The organism is Actinomadura rugatobispora, from assembly GCF_055379765.1.
In genome coordinates, this window is sequence record NZ_AP029191.1 from 4,135,311 (window position 1) to 4,154,333 (window position 19,023).

A 19,023-nucleotide genomic window follows, 5' to 3' on the forward strand; every position below is an offset into this window, starting at 1 on the left:
AGCAAAGGAGAAGCACCAGCATGACCACGGCAAATGACTTCCTCATGGCGGGCGGAACCACCTCCGCGAAGTTCCCCGCCATTGGCACCACCGTCACCGGCACCATCGCCCGCGAGCCGGAAGTCCAGCAGCAGAAGGACTTCCAGTCCGGCGAGCTGAAGTACTGGAACGACGGCAAGCCCATGCAGCAGCTCATGATCGTCCTGGCCACCGATGAGCGCGACCCCTCGGTGCCCGACGACGACGGCGAGCGCGCCGTCTACGTCAAGGGCCAGATGCAGAAGGCCGTCAAGGAGGCCATCCGCAAGTCCAGCGCCTCAGGGATCGCGGTCGGCGGCACCCTGACGATCACTTACACCGCCGACGGCGAGGCCAAGCGCGGCTTCAACCCGCCCAAGGTTTACACGGCCACCTACGCCCCGCCCAGCGCCGCCACCGACTTCCTCAACAGCGGCAACAGCCAGGAGCAGCAGCCCGCCGCCCCGCAGGCGGCCCCCGCTCCGGCCGCGCCCGCGGGCGTCACCCCCGAAGCCCTCGCCGCCCTCGCCCAGCTCACCCCCGAGCAGAAGGCCGCCCTCGGCATCGGCTGACGCCCCGGCCACAACTCCACGACCCCGGCCCCGCCACCAGCCTCCCCGGTGGCGGGGCCACACCCGACCACAACCATGTGACACGCGAGGTGCAAGTGACCGACCAGCCCGCCCCCCGGACCGAAGCCCTGCTCAACGCAGCGCAGGCGCTCGCCGCAGCGGGCTGCTCCACCGTCCCCGCACGCACAGACGGCAGCAAAGCCCCAGCCGCGTTCTGGAAGACCTACCAAACCCAGCGCGCCGACCCCGACCAGCTCAACCGCTGGTTCACCACCGGCGCCTTCGACGGCCTCGGCATCATCACCGGACAGATCTCCGCCCCCGGCGGCGCCTACCTGGAGATGCTCGAACTCGAAGGCCGCGCCGTCCACGAGCACCTCATCGAAACCTACGCCCAGGCCCTCACCGACCACGGCCAGGAAGAGCTGTGGACCCGGATCACCGGCGGCTACCTCGAAACCACACCCTCCGGCGGCCTCCACATCCTCTACCGCGTCACCGCCGACCAGCCCCGCGGAAACACCAAGCTCGCCCGCCGCCCCTCAACCAGCGACGAACTCACCGCCTGGAAGACCACCCAACAGGCCGGCATCGATACCGAACCTGACCCGCAGATCCGGGCCCGGCGGCAAGCCGCGCTCGACAACATCACCCGCGGAGAGCAGGTCCCCCAAGTCCTCATCGAAACCCGCGGCGAAGGCGGCTTCGTCATCGTCGCCCCCTCCGGCGGACACACCCACCCCAGCGGCCAGCCCTGGGTACTCCTCGTCGGCGGACCCGCCACGATCGCGACCATCACCGAAGAAGAACGCGACACCCTCCACGCCCTCGCCACGCTGCTCGACACCCTCCCCGCCCCCGAACCCCCAGCCGCGCCCCAGCGCTCCCCAACAGGCCCACGGGACGCCGATGAAGACCGGCTCCGCCCCGGGGACGACTTCAACGCCAAGGCGACCTGGAGCGAGATCCTGGAGCCGCACGGGTGGCGCCGCACCCGCAGCTACGGCGACGCCACCGGCTGGTGCCGCCCCGGCAAAAGCGGCCCGCACGTCTCCGCCACCACCGGCCGCTCCGGCACCGACAACCTGTACGTCTTCTCCTCCTCGACCATCTTCGACACCGAAGAGCCCTATTCGAAATTCGCGGCATACGCGCTGCTCGAACACGCCGGGGACTACGCGGCGGCCGCCAGGGCGCTCGCTGCCCAGGGGTACGGGGACCCGCTCCCGCACGGCGACGAGGACCTCCACGAACTCATCGCCGACTACCAGCCGCAGATCAACGGGCCCTTCACCCCCGCCAACCCGCGGCCGAGCATCGAGGGAAACCTCGCCACCGTCCACGAACTCCACCCCGGCGCCCGCCCCGACACCGCCCACCTCGCCACCACCGGCACCACCTACCGGTACTCCGACGACCGCCTCGCCCTCACCCTCGTCGCCCAGTTCGGAGACCGCATCCGCTACTGCCCCGACCGCGGCAACTGGCTCGCCTGGAACGGCACCCGATGGAACTGGTGCGAACGCGGCGGCGGCCCCGTCCGCGAATACGCCAAACAAGTCGGCCGCTCCCTCCCCGAAGACGCACGCCCCGACATCTCCTTCAAACAACGCGCCCTGTCCGCGGCCGGCGTCACCGCCGCCCTCGCCCTCGCCCAAACCGACCCCCACATCGTCGTTGGCATGAACGACATCGACAGTCACCCCTGGGAACTCAACACACCCGGCGGCATCGTCGACCTCCGCACCGGCAAACTCGGCCCACCCGACCCCGAACGACTCCACACCCGCATCACCCTGTGCACCCCCGACCCCGCCGCAGACCCATCCGCCTGGCACACCTTCCTCCACGTCACCTTCGGCGGCGACGACACCCTCACCACCTACCTGCAACGCCTCATGGGCTACTCGGCCACCGGCTACATCGGCCCCCACGTCCTCCCCTTCTCCTGGGGATCAGGAGGCAACGGCAAAGGCGTCTTCCTCGAAACCAGCCAGCACATCCTCGGCGACTACGCCACCACCGCCCCCGTCGGATTCCTCATGGCCTCCCAGTTCCAAGGCCACGAAACCGAGATCGCCCGGCTCGCAGGCGCCCGCATGGTGCTGTGCTCGGAGGTCAACGAAGACGACCGCTTCGACGAAGCCAAAGTGAAACAGCTCACCGGCGGCGACACCCTCACCGCCCGGTTCATGCGCCAAGACCACTTCACCTTCGAACCCACCCACCATCTGTGGCTCATGGGCAACCACCAGCCATCCGTGCAATCGGGCGGCCGGGCGTTCTGGAGGCGCCTGCGGCTGATCCCCTTCACACACGAAGTCCCCGACGACCAGATCATCGACGACCTCCAAGGAATCCTCACCCGCGACCACGGCCCCGCCATTCTGAACTGGATCGTCCAAGGCGCCGCCATGTTCGCCGACCAAGGACTCAAACCCGAACCGGAAAGCGTCACCGCCGCCACCGAGAACTACAAGAAAGAACAGGACACCGTCGCCCGATTCGTCGAAGAGTGCTGCCGGGTCGGCGGTGGCGAACAAGTCCAGATCAAGGTCGCGATCGTGCGGGACGCCTACGAACGGTGGTGCACCGCGGTCGGTGAGAAGCCGGTGTCGGCCAAGAAGCTCACCCAGGAGCTGTCCAAGCACGGTGCAGGCCGCGGCCGCGGGCCGGGCGGGGGAGCGCGGGTCTACAGCAACCTCACCGTCATGTCGGTCGAGGGCGACGACGAGGGCGGCGATGGGGCGCGTTCGGATGAGGGGTGGTTCCGATGACCAACCGCTGTTACCTGTCCGTTATATATAACGGGATGTGTGACAGATGTGCGGACCACATCTGTCACGGGGTCTCACCTGCGAAAACACCCCGAATATCACTCTCTGTTATGACAGATCGAAATCGCATCTGTCATGGGTCTGACCTGGGAAAACTCCATGATCGTGACAGATGTGACAGGTTTCAGCCCCCTATTCCACCCACGTGCGCGCACACGCGCACGCACGCACACGCGCGGCTCGGGAACCCGGAACAACCTGTCACCTGTCACAGACCACCCCTCCAGACAGGTGAAACGCCAGGTCAAGCCCCTGTGACAGATCCGCCGAGAGCCCTTCACATCTGTCACAGCGCCACCCCGAATATCACGGCAAGGTCACGGCGACACCCGACGCAGACACAGCCTGTGGAAAACCTGTGGAAGACCGGGGGCTGGTCATGACCATCCCCACCTGGCTCCTCCGCACCCGAGGCGACGTCTTCCGCACCGCCGCCCTCCGCACCTGCCCCCACTGCCACCACCCGATCCTCACCGGACTCGACGACGACACCGCCGCCCGCAGCGTCCGAGCCGACCCCACCCCCATCACACCCCTCGGCGAAACCCTTGCTCTCCTCGCCGGCCGCGCCACCTTCGACCTCCAAGCCGTCTACGGCCGGCGGGAAATGTGGCGCCGCGACCAATGGCACATCCAGAGCGCCCGCAGATGGCCCGTGCTCCCCGAACACCGATGCGGACAGCCCCTCAACGACCACATGGAGAAAAGCCCACAGCGGCGCCGGTACGTGTGCCCGACCGAACCGCCCTTCTGAGAAAGGAAAAGCGAATGAGCGTCACCGTCATCCTCACCTTCGACACCACCCACTCCAAGGAATGGGTCCTGCGCTCGGTCATGGAAGCCGTCGGCGCCCTCAACGACCACGCCCCCAGCAGAGTCCACGCCTACACCGACGACGAGATCGACCAGGGCCCGGCAGTGCAGATGGTTGTCATGCCCGAGGCCGACGGTCTTGCGACGGCCAGCGGCCCGGTTTTCGTGAATGCCACCGAACGCGCCGACGAGCTCGCCCGCAACACCGGCGGGCTCGTGGTCGACCTGCCCGTTGGGGCCGACCACCGCAAGGGGAGCGGGCGGTGAAGGGCGCCGTGACCAGCGACCCCATCGACTGCAAGCGCTGCGACCAACCCCATCCACGGTGCTCAGGCCACAACAAGCAGGGCGCCCCGTGCATGCGGTGGCCGAAGCGCGGGGCGAAGGTGTGTCCGCGCCATGGGGGGCATGCGCCTCAGGTGCGGGCGAAGGCGGCGCAGCGTGTCGCCGAGGAGCGTGTCCGCCAGCTCGCGGACCGGTATCAGCCGGCGGCGGCGCCGGTGGCTGATCCGCTTCTGGCGTTGCTGACCCTGGCTGGTGAGATCTCGACCTTCAAGGACTTCATCGGCGGCCAGGTCGCGGAGCTGCGCGCGGAGTCGTGGCGGTACGAGGGCGCGCAGGCGGAGCAGCTGCGCGCGGAGATCGCCTTGTATGAGCGGGCCTTGGATCGCACGGCGCGGGTGCTGGTGGACATCAACCGTCTGGACCTGGAGGCGAGGTTGGCGGCGGTGTTTGAGCGGGTGGCGCCGATGGTGGTGGCTCTGGTGGAGGGGCTGCTCTCGGATGCGGACCTGAATCTGTCGGAGGGGCAGCGGGAGCGGGGGCGGCGTCTGGTGGAGGCGCGGCTGGTGGAGTTGACGCGGGGGGTGGCATGAGCTACGTCCCGGAGTCGACCATGCGGCGCTGCGACGTCCCAGGCTGCCCGGCCGAGTACGACGCCACCACCGGGCCGGAGGGGCAAACGGCCGAGCGGCATTGGCTGCACCACAAGACGTTCGACATGTGCACCGACGCCTACGAGTGCGACGACCCCGCCACCATCTGCACGCACCCCGTCACCGACGACCTCAGCGGAGCCCCCAAGGCGCTCGCCGACGCCGTGCTGCGCGTCATCCAGGACGACCTGCTGCACACCGAGGTCACCGCCACCGAGCGGGCCGACCTTGCCGAAGGACGGCTCCAGCAGGCCGAGGCCGCGATCGAGCGGGTGCGGCGCCTATGCAACCTGACCATCGCCTCCTCTTGCCGCGTCCAGGCCATCGACCAGGCCCGCGACACCCTCACCGTCCTCGACCAGCCGAAGGAGATGCCGTGAGCGGCGACCTCCGCTCCAAAGTCATGACCCCCGGCCACTGCACCTTCTGCGGCAGACCCGCCGAACGCGGCCTATCAGGCGCCTGGTGGCACACCGAACAGTCCTGCAACCCCAGCTACACCATCGTCCCCGCCGGCGCAGTCCCTGCCGGGCCCCTGGGATTCGCCGCGCAGTGGCCGCCCAGCTTCAAGCCCGGCCAGTACGAAGGCCCAGGCCCCATCGACACGACACAGCAGACCACCAGAGAGAACCGGTAATGGGCACCAACTACTACACCCGCGCCCCTGCCTGCGAAAACGCATGCGCGCACTGCTCCCGGGAGCAGTACATCCACCTCGGCAAGGTATCCGCCGGCTGGCGTTTCCTCCACCGCGCCTACCGCGACCACCAGCCCGATGGCATCGACTGGCCTGTCAACGATCGCCCCTCCTGGCTCAGGCTTGTGTCACTCGGTCCCATCGAAGACGAGTACGGCCAGGAGTTGAGCAGGGCCGAGTTCCTCGCCCGGATCGACTCCATGCAGGGCGGTATCGCTCGCGATTCGGCGCGGGCCCGCGATCTGTGTGGGCCCGGCTATGACGCCGGGCTCCGGAACGACTTCACATCCGAGGGCTACGACTTCTGCGACTCGGACTTCTCATGAGACCGCACGCGGCCACCACTGAAGGGGGCAACTGATGGAGCGACGCACTGACATCTGCCCGGGGCGAGAGAATGCCCCCTACGTCGAAGCGTGGAACGCCTATGACGTCGACCATGCGGCATGGCTGGAAGCATGCGACAAGGCCCTCCAGGAGGCTGGACTGCCGCTCGTAGTTCTCCCCGAAGGGTCGGACAAGCGTGCCGCCCTCATGGCACCTCTGAGGCTTCCTGAACCGCCCGAGGCGCCGGACCTGCCGTGCACCATCGGGAACCCCGTCTGGTGCTCACGCTGCCAGGCCAACATCCTCCGCGCCCTCCGCGGCCTCGACGACCTCGCCTCCAACCTCGAATCCTGGCAAGACGGCCACCGCGGCGCCCACTCCGGCGAACGCGTCTCCCGCCGCACCACCGGCCCCGCCTCCGCCTCACCCGTCGCCGACACCCTCGACCAGTTCTATGGCGAACTCGTCGACGTCGAAGACGAATGGCGTCAGCAGCGCGGCTACGAGCCCAGGCCCCGCCGGGCCCGCGACGGCCGCGCACGCCGGCTCACCCTCGCGTTCCTCATCAGCGAAGCCGGCGACCTGCTCGCCGACCCCGAACGCGTCACGTTCGCGCGGCGCCTCCTGCACTGGGAGCGGCTCCTGCACGGCCTGGCCCGCTCCGAGCCGGTGGTGCGCAGGCTGCCCGGCCGGTGCCCACGGTGCCGGTTCGTCAACACCCTCCAGACCAGGGAGGACGGGTACATCCGGTGCCGGAACGAGAAGTGCGGGCGGCTCCTCAGCGAGGAGGAGTACGAGGAGTTGGTGGAGTCGCCGGATGCTGGGCTGGTGGCGGAGTCTCGGGGGGAGAGGCAGGCGTCCTGACCGGACGTCAGGTGTGCAGCGTGTAGACCGCCCGGCCCCGCTCCTCACGCACCAACACACCACCCACCCGCTCCACCGTCACCCGCGCCCCCGCATGGTCCACCGGGCACACCACCGTCGGAGCGTCCAAACCCTTGGCGCGCAGCCGAGGCAGCGCATCCCGCAGCAGCTCGGCGCCGAGCCCCTCCCCGCGCCGGGAGGGGCGGATCGACACCCACACCTGCCCGCCACGCCCCTCCAACGCAGGGACGAGGTAGTGCCGCATGCACAGCCGCCCCAACATCCGCGGCGGCCCGTCCGGTGCGGTCTCGCACCACCACAGCTCCATCCCCGCTGCACCCGGACGCACGCCGGGCCGCGGGAAGCACCCCGTGCCGATGCCCTCGACGAGGCGGGCGAAGTCCCCGTTCTCCAGGTCGCGGAGCGTCAGCCCGTCGGCGTCCGGGCGGCCATCCCCGGACGCGTAATCCCGCTGCGCATCCAAGAACGCGGCGCGAAGCTCAACGCTCGGAGCGAGGAACGTACGCACGGTCATCGTCATCGTCGGCATGCCTCCACCCTGTCACCGACCGTGCACGATTCCGAGCGATGCCAGTGCTTCGTTACCTGAAAGAGGGGTCAGGAGCCGTTCGGTGATCGCGTCGGTGATGGCCAGCCCCGACTGGATCTCCACGAACCCGTACATCCCGGTGGGGTTGATCTCCAGGAAGACCCAGCCGCCCGAAGAGTCGATGAAGTCGAACGCGCCGTACTCCAGGCCGAAGTGCCGCATGAACGCGTGCACACCTGCGGCGATGTGCTCGGGGACCGGCACCGGGATGAACGCCAACTGGTCCTGGATCGGGCGCCAGTCGATTAGGTCGGCCGGGCACCCGGTGATCCGGACGGCGAACATGCGATTGCCGACCACGGTGAGCCGGACGCTGGGCCCTGCGACGACGGGCTGGAAGCACGACGCAGCCCCCAGGTGGTCGGGGAGCGCGGCCGGATCCACAGCGCCCGCGGTGACCATCGCATCCTCGTCGGCGCCCTGCGCATGCGCGGCCTTGTAGAGGACCGGACGTCCGCCCGCCCAGTCGGCTACGCCGGCGCCGCTGGTGGTGATGAGCGTGTCCGGCACTTCCAACCCGCACCCGCGGGCCGCGAGAAGCTGGCCCGGCTTGTGCCCGGCCGCCGCCGCGGCAAAAGGGTGGTTGACCCAGCGGACCGGCAGGGTGGACAGCACGCCGTGCAGGGCAAGAGCATCCTCGCGCGCCGCCCACGCACGGGCCGCAGGATCACCGATGTCGGGATGCCCGCTGGCCGCGCCGGGCCAGCGCCACAGCACGCCCGTCACCTCCTCCAGCCGGGCGGCACGGTGCTCATCCCCGACCAGGCCCCGCCACCGAGCCCCGTCCAACCGCGCGTCCATCCGGAGGCGTGCGGTGCCCGGGTCGAGGCGGACGACGGTGGCGTCGCGCTGGTGGAGGGCGTGCACGATCAGGTCGGTGGTGTGATCGTCGTGGTCGGTGAGGATGAGCACCGTGCCGCCGGACATGGGTCAGCCTCCGTCGTCGGTCTTGTTGTCGTTGGCGGTCGTGCCCCACGTCACCGTGTAGGCGCGCAGCAGCTCGGGCTGAGCGGCCAAGGGCCGGCCGCCGGCGAGGGTCTGCTGCTGGTGCGGGCAGTAGGTCAGGTCGGGCGGCGCCTGGGTGAAGGCGGGCGCGAGCCGCACCTGGTGCGACAGCCCGTAGGGCACCAGCGCCTGGGCGCTGGGCGGGGCGGTGTGGACGTCGAGCACGAGGCTCTCCTTCCGGTTCGGCGGCGCCCTGAGTGAGCGCCGTTGGCCGCCACTCAACCCCCGCACCGGGCCGAAACCGCTGATCATGTGCAGGACTCGCACCCCCATGCAGAACCTGCAAATCACGCTGTGCAACCAGCCGGTGACGCCGTACCTTGGGGTCAACCCCTTCGCGCGCCCCCGAGGGAGCCGTGATGCACCCAGACTTCTGGCGTGCCCCACCCGTCCGCGCACTCCTCGCCGCGCGCGACATCGGCGGCACCATCCGCCTCGCCCGCGAACGCCACGGCTGGAAACAAGCCGACCTCGCCCGCCGCGCCGGCTACTCGGCGTCCACCATCTCCCGGTTAGAGAACAACCTCGCCGCGGGCATCGACCTGGTGAAGATCCGCGCCGTGTGCGACGCCGTCGCAATGCCCGCGCAGATTGTCGGTGAGCTGCTCGGCCTCGACCAGCCTGGCGGGACTACGGTGGTCGGGACCGTGGCTCCCGTGGCACTGGAGGATCCGATGCGCCGCCGCACTCTCATCGCCGCCGCGGGCCTGGCCGTCCCGCTCTCCCTCGCCCCACTCGACGAGGCCCTGGCGCTGCTCCCCGATGCCGGGCCGGCCACGCTTCAGCAGGTCACGCGGCGGCTCGTCCGTGCCCGCCAGCAGTGGGACAACGGCGAGCTCATCACGCTGATCGACGAGCTGCCCGCGCTCCTCGCGTCCGCGCACCACGCCGCCGAGCTCAGCCAGGAGCCCAGCGGTTGGGCGCTGATCGCCGCCTGCTACGACCTGGCCGCCGAAGCGCTCAACAAAGTCGGCGCGGCCCCCCAATCGCGTATCACCGCCGATCGCGCGGTCCTGTACGCCGCCCGGTCCGAGGATCCGGTTGCGATGGCCTCGGCCGCGCGCACTCTCGGCATAGTGCTGCGCCACGAGGGCCGCCACGAGCTGGCCGAGCGCGTCACCCTCCAGGCCGCCGGCCGAGTCGCCGACGCCGGGCTGGGGACCGCCGCGCTGGCTGCCACCTATGCGCAGATGCTGTGCACCAGCGCCTACAACGCCGCGCTCGCCGACGATCGCGACCGCGCCCTGGACATGATCGCCGAAGCCAAGGGAGCCGCCCGGCGACTGCCCACCCGGCCAGGCCAGGCACCGGGCGCTGCGCGGTTCCGGATCGACGCCCCCCAGGTCGACCTGTACGAGGTCGGCGTGCGGTGGGCGCTCGGCGACGCAGGCCACGCCCTGGCCGCCGGCCGACACCTCCAGCCCGGCATGTTCCCGACCCCGGAGCGCCGCGCGAGGTTGCACACCGACATGGCCCGTGCCGAGTGGCAGCGTGGCCACGCCGAGCAGGCGGTGCGGCGGCTGTTGGCCGCTCACGCCCAGGCGCCGGCCGAGATGGGCGGCCGCCCGGCGATCCGCGCCATGGCTGTTGAGGTGGTGGCGCGGCATCCGAGGGTGTCGGGGGTGCGTGAGCTGGCTGCGATTGTGGGGCGGGGCCGGGCGTAGGGCAGAGCTCGACGATCAGGTTGCGCCGTCGGGCCGCTGCCTCCTGCCCGCGGCCGAGTCGATCGCGAGCTTCTGGAGGATGTCCGACACCGGTGTCCCCGTCTCCTGTGATGCGTAGTCCAGCAGCCACCGGGCGATCTGGAAACCGGCGGAGAAGGCGGCGCTCCCGTCGCCTCTCGTCGTGAGGTCTGCGAGTGCGAGTTCCGTGGCTTCGATCGCCTCGTCGCCTTCCGCGGCGGCCGTCAGCATCGCGATCATCACCTCGCGGTACTCGCCCGGTGTCCTCAACCTAGGCATCGGACTGCTCTTGGAGGTCCGTGCGCGCCCCCTGCCCCGGGCGCTCGTGGTTGAGGATCGTGGCTGGCTTCCAGACGGGGGAGCGGCCGAACAGTTTGTCCTCCTTGGGGAGCTCGCCGCGGGTGCGGTAGCGGCGGGCTGAGGCGTATTTGATGCCGTAGTGGTCGGCGACGTCCTGGAGGGTCCAGTAGTCGGCTTCGGGGTCGGGCTTGCTCACGGCGGCGCGTCCCTTCGTCTACGTGATGGTGACGAAGTCTAGTGGGGTCGGGTGGCACGCTCCCGACGCTACGTCGTCCCCCTGATGTTGACAAGGTTGCTCGATACTCAGTAACCTTGTCTACATCAGGACGACGAAGACAGGAGCGAGGGACATGGCCAAGGCGATCACCCCCAAGACCGCCACCTGCAAGCGCTGCAAGGCCACCCTCCGCTCCGCCACCTCCATCGCCCGCGGCATGGGCGCCCACTGCGCCCGCATGGCCCGCAAAGAAGCCGCCCTCAACGCCGCCGGCTACAAGCCCACCGCCATCGCCAAGGCCCGCGAGCTCATCGCCGACGGCGGCATCGTCCCCATCCGCGGCCGCCGCGTCTTCCGCGCCGTCTCCACCGACGGCCAGAACACCTACCTCACCGCCCCGCAGGGGTGCACGTGCAAGGCGGGTCTCAAGGGCCGCCACCTTTGCTTTCACCGCGCGGCCGCCACCCTCCTCGCCGCCTAACCCAACCGACAAGGAGATCCACATGACCACCATCACGATGAACCCCGAGGACTGGACCCACCCCGCCCTCACCGAACTCCCCTGGGAGCACACCGAAGCCGACACGATCGGCGTCCACGGCATCGGCGTCCAGGAGATGGGCCGCCGCGTGGACTACGGCCCCGTGCACCACCGCGTCGACTGCTACTGCGGATGGACCTCCGGCGACTGCGCCACCGACCGGGCCGCGTTCGACGCGCTCGTCGACCACGCCCTCCAGGCACGCAAGGAGCCGGAGGCGGAGACCTTCGAGTGCGATGGGTGCCGCGTTCGCCCCGACGGGATCAGCGAGGACGGGACGACGTGCCTGTGCGCGTTCGGCGAGCCGGTCGGCGGCTGCCGGTGCCAGGCGAGCCAGGCGGAGTGGTTCGGCCCCTCCTACATCCGCGCGGAGATCGCCGCCGAGGAGCTCTGACGCCCCGCCTCGGGCCCGTCCGTCACGCGCGAACGGGCCCGGGACAGGACGCCAGACCCGAGGAAGGACAACCGGATGACCGACGACACCACCCGCATCTACGGCACCCCCATCGACACCCACACCCGCGCCGAAGCCATCGCCGCCGGCGACCTCATCCAGGCACCCGACGCCCTCACCCACGACGCCAAGTTCCGCGCCCCCGTCACCCTCACCCGCGCCGCGTGGGCCGACTGCGTCGCCTGGACCGACGACGACCACGCCCGCACCGGCGCCATCCAGGACGAAGACGGCCGCCTGTGGGACGTGCTCTGGATGGCCGCCCGCGCCGTTCGCGGCCTGAGCAGCGACGCCGCCACCGCCTGCTTCAAGGTGTACCGGGTCGCCCGGGACGCCCGCCCCGGCCCCGACGGCGACATCGAGCCGACGCCGGTCTACCTGATCGCCACCCTCCTGCCCGACGGCATCACGATCAGCCTCCCCGGCGAGGACTGACGCCCGCCCCATCCCCAGCAGCGAGAGGACCAGCCAGATGAAGAGCAACGACTGCCCCGAGTGCGGCGTCCCCATGACCGGCGGCACCTGCCGCGAGGGGTGCTGACCATGGCCGAAAACGACAACCCCTTCCAGTCCATGACCCCGGAGCAGCTGGAGCACTGGTTCCGGGAGGTCCTTCCGATCCTGGCCCGCATGCAGGAGCAGTCCGCGGCACGGGCCAGGAAGCACGCGTTGGAGTTGATCCGCCGCCCCGTGCGGCTGCGCAACGAGGCCAGCGAGGACTGACATCCCGCCCGGGGCTCGTCCGGCCCGCCACGTACGAGCCCGGGGCAGGACGCCAAGCGTCCCGCCGCCCCCGCACCACCAACCGACAAGGAGACCCATGACCACCACCACCCACACCCCCGCCTGCCACTGCCCGCCCGGCGCGACCGAGACCCTCGACAACGTCATCCTCACCAGGCACACCAGCCTCTGCCCCCGCCTCGCCGACGGGCCCCGCCTCTACGTCTGGCAGGGCCTCGCCGCCCCCGAGCTCCTGGAGACCGGCAACCTGCACGACTTCGCGGAGGCGTGGGCGATCCACGTGGAGGGGCGCATTCCCCCGGGGGAGACGATCAAGCCGATCGAGATCCGCACCTGGGGCAAGGCATACCAGGCGCGGATCGTCGAGCAGGGGATCGACGACGAGGAGGCGTTCGGCAAGTACCTGGTGACGGTCGACGAGGAGTCCGTCGTCGTGCACGTCTACCTGGCTGAGCGGCGCTGATCTCGTGTGGGCGCTCCGCTGCCCCGTGGCGGAGCGCCCACCCCGGCGTGAGACGTGAGACGGAAAGCTACTCTTGTCTCATGAACGCCGGGGGCATGAACCAAGACGTCCTCCTCACCGTCAGCGAGCTCGCCACCTTCTTCGACGGCGCCGTCTCCTACCGCGCCATCGACCAGTGGATACGCCGCGGCAAACTCACCCCCGCCGACCACACCGACAACGGCCGGCCCCTAATCCGCCTGGGCGACGCACAGCAAGTTGAAGCCGAGACGCACGGTGCGAAGCGGGGTCGGCCTCGCAAGACGCGCCCGCCCCGCTTGTACGCTGACCAGTATTTGTGACATCCTGCGATCAATGTGGTGACGCATCGCCACGAACAGGCCCGCTTGAGCATCAGCTCGCGGGCCTTTCGCGTACCCGGGGGAGGTGGCCGGTGACCACCCTCGATTTCGTACAGCAGGGCGTCCTTCAAGCCATGCTCCGCCACTACGCCACCGGTACCACCCGCCGCTGGCAAACCCCCGGGGAACTCGCCCAGACCCTCGACCCCCGCACCGTCCAAACCCCCGCCCTCGACCTCATCGACGACGAGCTCGTCCGCCTCCACGGCACCCCCGACGGCCGGCTCCTCATCTCCATGAGTCCTCAGGAAGGGAAGAGCCAGCGGACCTCTCGAAGGTTCCCGACCTGGGTCCTCGCGCAGAATCCCGACACCCGCATCGCCATCTGCTCCTACGAGCACGGTGTCGCCCGCCGCTGGGGCCGCGTCATCCGCGACGACATCAACGCCCACGGCCCCACCCTCGGCCTCCGCGTCCGCGACGACCTGTCCGCCCAGCACGAATGGCAACTCGCCGGCCACGAGGGCGGCGTCTACTCCGTCGGCATCGGCGGTGGCCTCACCGGCCGCCCAGTCGACCTCCTCGTCGTCGATGACCCGATCAAGGACCGCGAGCAGGCCGACTCCCCGACCTACCGGGAGCGCGTCTGGGACTGGTGGCTGGAGGTCGGCTCCACCCGCCTCGCCCCCGGAGCCCCCGTCGTCGTCATCGCCACCCGCTGGCACGAAGAAGACCTCATCGGCAAACTCCTCGCCGCCGAGGACGGGCACCTGTGGCGCGTGGTGAACATCCCCGCCCAAGCCGACCACCGGCCTGAGCAGGGCGAGACCGACCCGCTCGGCCGCGAGCCGGGCGAGTTCATGCTGTCGGCGCGGGGCCGTACCGCCGCGCAGTGGGAGGCGATCAAGACCCGGTCGGGGTCTCGCACCTGGAACGCGCTCTACCAGGGGCGGCCGGCCCCCGCCGAGGGCGGCATCTTCCATCGGGACTGGTGGCGCTGGTACGACACCCCCCGCTGGATCGAGCAGGCGGACGGCACCCGCTGGGCGCCCGGCGCGGACGAAGTCGTCCAGTCCTGGGACATGGCCTTCAAGGACACCAGCAGCTCCGACTACGTGGTCGGGCAGGTATGGGGGCGCTGGGGCCTGGAGGTGTACCTCCTCGACCAGATCTGCGAACGGCTCAGCTTTGTGGAGACGCTCAAGGCAGTGCGGACCCTGTCGGCGCGCTGGCCGCAGGCGACCGCGAAGTACGTCGAGGACAAGGCCAACGGCACCGCCGTCATCAACGCGCTAAGCCGCACCGTGCACGGCCTCATCCCCGTCGAGCCCGACGGGTCCAAAGAAGCCCGAGCCTCCGCGGTGTCCCCATTCGTCGAGGCCGCCGCCGTCCACCTACCCGCCCCCGAGTTCGCGCCCTGGGTCGGCGGCTACATCGACGAGCACGCCAGCTTCCCCAACGGCGCCCACGATGACCAGGTGGACGCCACGTCGCAGGCGCTGAACCGGCTGCTGCTCAACCCGATCCTCACCGGCGGCATCGTCGTGCAGGACGAGGACCTCGACGCCAGCCTCGAACACTTCAGCATCTCGCCCTACTGAGGAACGGAGGCCCGGATCGTGCGCGTGATGGATCGCCTCCAGGAGACCTGGTACCGGGCCACCGGCCGCGCCGACCTCGCCGAGGCGCTGTCCGCCGAGCGGCGCACCGTCGACTTCTTGCAGGAGTCGATCAGCGACCTCGAAGCCCGCATGTACGAGCCTGGTTGGCAGGAGCTCACCGCCTCCGCCGCCCAGGAGTTCAGCAGGGAAGGGCTCCGGCAGATCACGGCGGTATGCCGCGTCATGGCGATCAAGTCCCCGCTCATCAAGCGCGGACTGTCGCTGCGGCAGGCGTATGTGTGGGGCAAGGGCGTGGAGATCACCGCCCGCGACCCCAAGGTCAACCAGGTGGTGCAGGAGTTCCTCGACGACGAGGGCAACCAGCGGGCGTTCTTCGGCGCTACCGCCCGCCAGCAGAACGAACTGTCGCTGGGCACCGACGGCAACCTGTTCGTCGCGCTGTTCACCAACCCGACCACCGGCCGCGTGCAGATCCGCAAGGTTCCGTGGGACGAGATCACCGACGTGATCGCCAACCCCGAGGACAAGTCGGACCCCTGGTTCTACCGGCACCAGACCTGGATTGAGGAGCAGGCGCCCGGCGGCGGCATCATTCAGCGGCCACGCGTCGTGTACTTCCCCGCCCTCGGCTACCGGCCCACCACGCGGCCCCGGAACGTCCGCGACCGTCACACCGGTGCGCCTGTCGAGGTGCGCTGGGACGCGCCGATGGTGCACATCAAGGTCAACGCCCTGGACGGCTGGGCCTTCGGGGTCGGCGACGCGTACGCGGCCGTGGACTGGGCCCACGCGTACAAAGATTTTTTGACGGACTGGGCTCGGCTCATCAAGGCCCTGTCGCGGTACGCCTGGAAGCTCACCAGCAAGGGCTCCAAGCAGGCACAGGCCCGGACCAGGCTCGCCGAGGCGGCGTCCCGGTCCGCGTCAGGGGAGAGCAACTACGCCGGCGCGACCGCGGTCCTGCCGCCGGACATGATGCTCGAAGCGCTCCCCAAAACCGGCGCCACGATCGACTCCGAGTCGGGCCGGCCGCTGGCCGCGATGGCGGCGACCGCAATGGACGTCCCGGTGACGATGCTCCTCGGCGACCCGGGCGTGACGGGCGCGAGGGCGACGGCGGAGACGCTGGATACGCCGACGGAGATGATGGCGGAGAACCGCCGGGCGGTGTGGAAGGAGGCCAAGACCGCGATCCTGCGGCACGTCATCGCCTCCTCCGTGCGGGCTCCGCAGGGTGCGCTGCGCGGCACGATCACGCAGACGGGGGCGCGTGAGCAGCTCAAGCTGCGGGGCAGGGCCGAGGCCACCGTTGACATCGTGTGGCCGGATGTCCACGAGATCGATCCGCTGCAGCTCATCGAGGCGATCTTCAAGGCGGACCAGACCACCTACCTGCCGCCCCTCGTGGTGGCCCGCCTCCTGCTGCAGGCCCTTGGGGTGCAGGACGTGGACGAGATCCTCAAGGATTTGACGGGGCCGGACGGGGCGTTTGTGCCGCCGGGTGTGACGGCGGGGCAGGTGGCCGTGGACCGGTTCCGGCGGGGTGAGGATCCGGCGCCGGTGACCGGCGGCGACGAGCAATCGCCGGACGACGACCAGAACGCTGGCGACGCCCGAGGATCCTGATGGCGTTCACCTCGAAGACCCTCGGCCTCGCCCGCGCCGCCATCACCGCCGCAGGCCGCGCCGTAGACGCTGTCATCCGCACCCTCACCGCCGCCTGGGTCCGAGCCTGGGACGCCCTCACAGCCCCCTTCACCACCGCCCTGGACGCCCTCCTCGCAGGACGCGAGGACTGGCCGGGCCGCCGCACCATCGAGACCGACCCCGCCCTCCAGCAAGCCCTAGGCGACGCTGCCGCAGCCCTGGACACCCTCGCCGAACTCACCGCCACCGAGGCCACCCGCGCCGCCAGCGCAGCCACCGAGAGGGCCGCCGCCGACCAGGCGGCCATCATCGACTCGCAGCTCCCGCCCGGCCGCGCCACCATGACCCCGCGGCCGGGCGGGTTCCACCAGCGGGCCATCGACGCCATCAACACCCGCGCCCAGCAGCGCATCATCTCGCTCACCCGGCCGCTCTCTCGGGACGCGGACGCGGCGATGCGGCGGGAACTGGTGCGGGGCGTGCAGGTCGGGCGGAACCCTCGCGACTCGGCCCGGCGGATGGTGAAGCAGGTGGAGGGTGCCTTCAATGGTGGTCTGACCAGGGCCAGCACGATTGCGAGGACCGAGACGATCAGCGCCTACCGGGAAGCAGCAGCAGCCATTCAAGACGCCAGCCGCGATGTTCTCGCAGGCTGGACCTGGCTGGCAGAACTCTCGGACCGCACGTGCATCGCCTGCTGGAGTCGCCACGGAACCGACCACCCGCTCACAGAGCCCGGTCCCCAAGGCCACGTTAACTGCCGATGCAGCCGCGCCCCCCGAGCGATGTCATGGCGCGATCTCGGGATTGACCTCGACGAACCGGAAGACGACATCCCGAACGCGGAGGCCGCTTTCTGGGCGCTGCCCCGTGCAACGCAGCTTCGGATCATGGGGGCGGCGCGACTCGAACTGTTCGACCGTGGCGCGGTCGCGTGGGAGGACTTCGCGCAGCTCAGGGACAACCCGGGATGGCGTCCGAGCTGGAACGTAACTCCCATAAAAGACCTGGTCAGCCGCTAAAATAGGAGGACCCCGGCGGGTGTTGGTAGCACCCCCGGGGCGTGGCCGATCCCGCTGGAGGGGACCGACGTGACCGAGCGTACATGTTCCATTGATGGCTGCGACAAGCCCCATGCCGGACGGGGCTGGTGCACGCAGCACTACGGCAAGTGGCGCAAGACGGGTGATCCGAACTACACCGCACCCAGTCTTGACGAACGCTTCCACGCCAAGATCAACCAAGATGGGCCAATCCCAGCGCTTGACCCCACCCTGGGCCCTTGCTGGGTATGGAAAGCCTTCATAGACAGAGACGGCTACGGCAAGTTCTGGGACGGCAGCCGGGTCACCTACGCGCATCGCGTGTCATACCGCATGGCGGTCGGGTCGATACCGGATGGCTTCGAGGTGGACCACCTCTGCCGCAATCGCGCCTGCGTCAATCCGGCTCACCTGGAGGCAGTTACTCCGCGAGTGAACAACCTGCGGAGCGACTCCATCGCCAGCCAGAACGCCAGGAAGCAGCAGTGCTCGTTGGGGCACCCATTCGATGCCGACAACACCTACCAGCGTCCCGATGGCCTTGGCCGCGACTGCCGCAAGTGCCGAGCGCTGGCAGATCGCCGTCGTCACCGGAAGAAGATCTGACAGTTCAACTGGCGTGAAGGGCCGTCCTGGTGTGCGGCCCTTTTGCATGCCCTGATCTCCCGGCCTGACCTGTCCCGTTGGGGAACGGGTGGCAGGCCAGGCCGGGCACCCGTTCCCCAGCACGAGAGGCCATGCCCGCATGCGCGAGGCACACCAATGCGACTGGTTCACCATCGGCTACGGCGGGCGGCGCGGCCCCAGGTGCAGCCGGTGGGCGGACGCGGAATTCGCGCGCATGTGGGTATGTGCGCAGCACCTCAAGGCCATAGCTGATGCCGTTCGAAGCGCAAGCAGCGGCGGTCGTGGAGATGTCCCCGCGATCCGGGCGGCGGCCAGGGCCGGACTCAGAGAGTTCCAAGAGCACGAGCGCAGCCGTGCGGAACAGGAGCGCCAAGAACGCCGATGGGATCCGGACGGCCCATCGGTCGTCTACTACCTCCGCCGAGGCGACGGCCTTATCAAGATCGGATTTAGCGCTCGTCTCCATGAACGCAAGCTCACCCTCCAGCGCGAACACGGCCCGCTGGAATTGCTGGCTACGCACTGGGGAGATCGGCGTACCGAGAGCGAGATACATGACCGCTTCCGTGAGGTCCGCGCCACTGGGGAGTGGTTCCGCCCCTCGCCTGAACTCCTCCGCTGGATCTCCCGCGTGAACCGCAACCAGCAGCGCAACGCTGCCTGA

At 69.7% G+C, this 19,023-nt stretch carries 25 protein-coding genes; 20 read left to right on the forward strand and 5 right to left on the reverse strand.

What is annotated here, in order from left to right; translation table 11 throughout:
* Nucleotides 1–20: 20 nt before the first annotated feature.
* The 8 genes from ACZ466_RS17945 to ACZ466_RS17980 all read left to right on the forward strand — a co-directional run bounded on the left by ACZ466_RS17945 (nucleotide 21) and on the right by ACZ466_RS17980 (nucleotide 7,063).
* A complete protein-coding gene (locus ACZ466_RS17945) occupies nucleotides 21–590 on the forward strand; it encodes a hypothetical protein (protein WP_378280271.1) in 570 nt (189 codons plus the stop codon).
* A 95-nt stretch (nucleotides 591–685) separates the two neighbouring features.
* On the forward strand, nucleotides 686–3,367 hold the full coding sequence (locus ACZ466_RS17950; protein WP_378280273.1) for a phage/plasmid primase, P4 family: 2,682 nt from the start codon (nucleotides 686–688) through the stop codon (nucleotides 3,365–3,367).
* Between the two features lie 439 nt (nucleotides 3,368–3,806).
* Nucleotides 3,807–4,181: a hypothetical protein gene (locus ACZ466_RS17955; protein ID WP_378280275.1), complete on the forward strand. Its 375-nt coding sequence runs from the start codon at nucleotides 3,807–3,809 to the stop codon at nucleotides 4,179–4,181.
* A 14-nt stretch (nucleotides 4,182–4,195) separates the two neighbouring features.
* Entirely contained in the window at nucleotides 4,196–4,507 is a 312-nt protein-coding gene (locus ACZ466_RS17960; RefSeq protein WP_378280277.1) for a hypothetical protein, read from the forward strand.
* Between the two features lie 152 nt (nucleotides 4,508–4,659).
* A complete protein-coding gene (locus ACZ466_RS17965; RefSeq protein ID WP_378280278.1) occupies nucleotides 4,660–5,115 on the forward strand; it encodes a hypothetical protein in 456 nt (151 codons plus the stop codon).
* Entirely contained in the window at nucleotides 5,112–5,555 is a 444-nt protein-coding gene (locus ACZ466_RS17970) for a hypothetical protein (RefSeq protein WP_378280280.1), read from the forward strand. Before ACZ466_RS17965 ends, ACZ466_RS17970 begins: the two co-directional genes overlap by 4 nt.
* A 256-nt stretch (nucleotides 5,556–5,811) precedes the next feature.
* Nucleotides 5,812–6,198, forward strand: a complete 387-nt coding sequence (locus tag ACZ466_RS17975) for a hypothetical protein (protein ID WP_378280282.1) — start codon at nucleotides 5,812–5,814, stop codon at nucleotides 6,196–6,198.
* Nucleotides 6,199–6,232: 34 nt separating this feature from the next.
* The gene (locus tag ACZ466_RS17980; RefSeq protein ID WP_378280284.1) at nucleotides 6,233–7,063 is read left to right on the forward strand and encodes a hypothetical protein; all 831 of its coding nucleotides are present in this window, start codon (nucleotides 6,233–6,235) and stop codon (nucleotides 7,061–7,063) included.
* A gap of 7 nt (nucleotides 7,064–7,070) precedes the next feature.
* On the opposite strand, the gene ACZ466_RS17985 is transcribed toward ACZ466_RS17980, so the two are convergent.
* The 3 genes from ACZ466_RS17985 to ACZ466_RS17995 are packed head-to-tail and all read right to left on the reverse strand — an operon-like array spanning nucleotide 7,071 to nucleotide 8,843.
* Complete coding sequence (locus ACZ466_RS17985; RefSeq protein WP_378280286.1) at nucleotides 7,071–7,613, reverse strand: GNAT family N-acetyltransferase; 543 nt, start codon at nucleotides 7,611–7,613, stop codon at nucleotides 7,071–7,073.
* A 12-nt stretch (nucleotides 7,614–7,625) separates the two neighbouring features.
* Nucleotides 7,626–8,600: an MvdC/MvdD family ATP grasp protein gene (locus ACZ466_RS17990; protein WP_378280288.1), complete on the reverse strand. Its 975-nt coding sequence runs from the start codon at nucleotides 8,598–8,600 to the stop codon at nucleotides 7,626–7,628.
* Between the two features lie 3 nt (nucleotides 8,601–8,603).
* Nucleotides 8,604–8,843 (reverse strand): hypothetical protein, encoded by a 240-nt coding sequence (locus tag ACZ466_RS17995; RefSeq protein WP_378280290.1) that lies wholly within the window; start codon nucleotides 8,841–8,843, stop codon nucleotides 8,604–8,606.
* 194 nt (nucleotides 8,844–9,037) lie between these two features.
* Between ACZ466_RS17995 and ACZ466_RS18000 the strand changes: the two genes are divergently transcribed.
* Complete coding sequence (locus tag ACZ466_RS18000) at nucleotides 9,038–10,342, forward strand: helix-turn-helix domain-containing protein (RefSeq protein WP_378280292.1); 1,305 nt, start codon at nucleotides 9,038–9,040, stop codon at nucleotides 10,340–10,342.
* Nucleotides 10,343–10,357: 15 nt separating this feature from the next.
* Here ACZ466_RS18000 and ACZ466_RS18005 read toward each other — a convergent pair whose 3' ends face one another.
* Together ACZ466_RS18005 and ACZ466_RS18010 are read right to left on the reverse strand one after the other, a co-directional pair.
* Entirely contained in the window at nucleotides 10,358–10,600 is a 243-nt protein-coding gene (locus ACZ466_RS18005) for a hypothetical protein (protein WP_378280294.1), read from the reverse strand.
* A gap of 31 nt (nucleotides 10,601–10,631) precedes the next feature.
* Entirely contained in the window at nucleotides 10,632–10,856 is a 225-nt protein-coding gene (locus tag ACZ466_RS18010) for a helix-turn-helix transcriptional regulator (protein WP_378280295.1), read from the reverse strand.
* A 154-nt stretch (nucleotides 10,857–11,010) separates the two neighbouring features.
* On the opposite strand from ACZ466_RS18010, the gene ACZ466_RS18015 reads away from it, so the two are divergent.
* The 11 genes from ACZ466_RS18015 to ACZ466_RS18065 all read left to right on the forward strand — a co-directional run bounded on the left by ACZ466_RS18015 (nucleotide 11,011) and on the right by ACZ466_RS18065 (nucleotide 19,023).
* A complete protein-coding gene (locus tag ACZ466_RS18015) occupies nucleotides 11,011–11,358 on the forward strand; it encodes a hypothetical protein (protein ID WP_378280297.1) in 348 nt (115 codons plus the stop codon).
* A 22-nt stretch (nucleotides 11,359–11,380) separates the two neighbouring features.
* A complete protein-coding gene (locus ACZ466_RS18020) occupies nucleotides 11,381–11,812 on the forward strand; it encodes a hypothetical protein (protein WP_378280299.1) in 432 nt (143 codons plus the stop codon).
* Nucleotides 11,813–11,887: 75 nt separating this feature from the next.
* Entirely contained in the window at nucleotides 11,888–12,307 is a 420-nt protein-coding gene (locus tag ACZ466_RS18025; RefSeq protein ID WP_378280301.1) for a DUF6573 family protein, read from the forward strand.
* 108 nt (nucleotides 12,308–12,415) lie between these two features.
* Nucleotides 12,416–12,595, forward strand: coding sequence for a hypothetical protein (locus ACZ466_RS18030; protein WP_378280303.1), 180 nt, complete (start codon nucleotides 12,416–12,418; stop codon nucleotides 12,593–12,595).
* Between the two features lie 97 nt (nucleotides 12,596–12,692).
* Complete coding sequence (locus tag ACZ466_RS18035; RefSeq protein WP_378280305.1) at nucleotides 12,693–13,079, forward strand: hypothetical protein; 387 nt, start codon at nucleotides 12,693–12,695, stop codon at nucleotides 13,077–13,079.
* 80 nt (nucleotides 13,080–13,159) lie between these two features.
* On the forward strand, nucleotides 13,160–13,420 hold the full coding sequence (locus ACZ466_RS18040; RefSeq protein ID WP_378280307.1) for a hypothetical protein: 261 nt from the start codon (nucleotides 13,160–13,162) through the stop codon (nucleotides 13,418–13,420).
* 92 nt (nucleotides 13,421–13,512) lie between these two features.
* The gene (gene terL, locus ACZ466_RS18045; protein ID WP_378280309.1) at nucleotides 13,513–15,021 is read left to right on the forward strand and encodes a phage terminase large subunit; all 1,509 of its coding nucleotides are present in this window, start codon (nucleotides 13,513–13,515) and stop codon (nucleotides 15,019–15,021) included.
* A 27-nt stretch (nucleotides 15,022–15,048) separates the two neighbouring features.
* A complete protein-coding gene (locus ACZ466_RS18050) occupies nucleotides 15,049–16,668 on the forward strand; it encodes a hypothetical protein (protein WP_378280311.1) in 1,620 nt (539 codons plus the stop codon).
* Nucleotides 16,668–17,711 (forward strand): phage minor head protein, encoded by a 1,044-nt coding sequence (locus ACZ466_RS18055; RefSeq protein ID WP_378280312.1) that lies wholly within the window; start codon nucleotides 16,668–16,670, stop codon nucleotides 17,709–17,711. Before ACZ466_RS18050 ends, ACZ466_RS18055 begins: the two co-directional genes overlap by 1 nt.
* A gap of 69 nt (nucleotides 17,712–17,780) precedes the next feature.
* The gene (locus ACZ466_RS18060; protein ID WP_378280314.1) at nucleotides 17,781–18,338 is read left to right on the forward strand and encodes an HNH endonuclease signature motif containing protein; all 558 of its coding nucleotides are present in this window, start codon (nucleotides 17,781–17,783) and stop codon (nucleotides 18,336–18,338) included.
* A 139-nt stretch (nucleotides 18,339–18,477) separates the two neighbouring features.
* On the forward strand, nucleotides 18,478–19,023 hold the full coding sequence (locus ACZ466_RS18065) for a GIY-YIG nuclease family protein (RefSeq protein WP_378280315.1): 546 nt from the start codon (nucleotides 18,478–18,480) through the stop codon (nucleotides 19,021–19,023).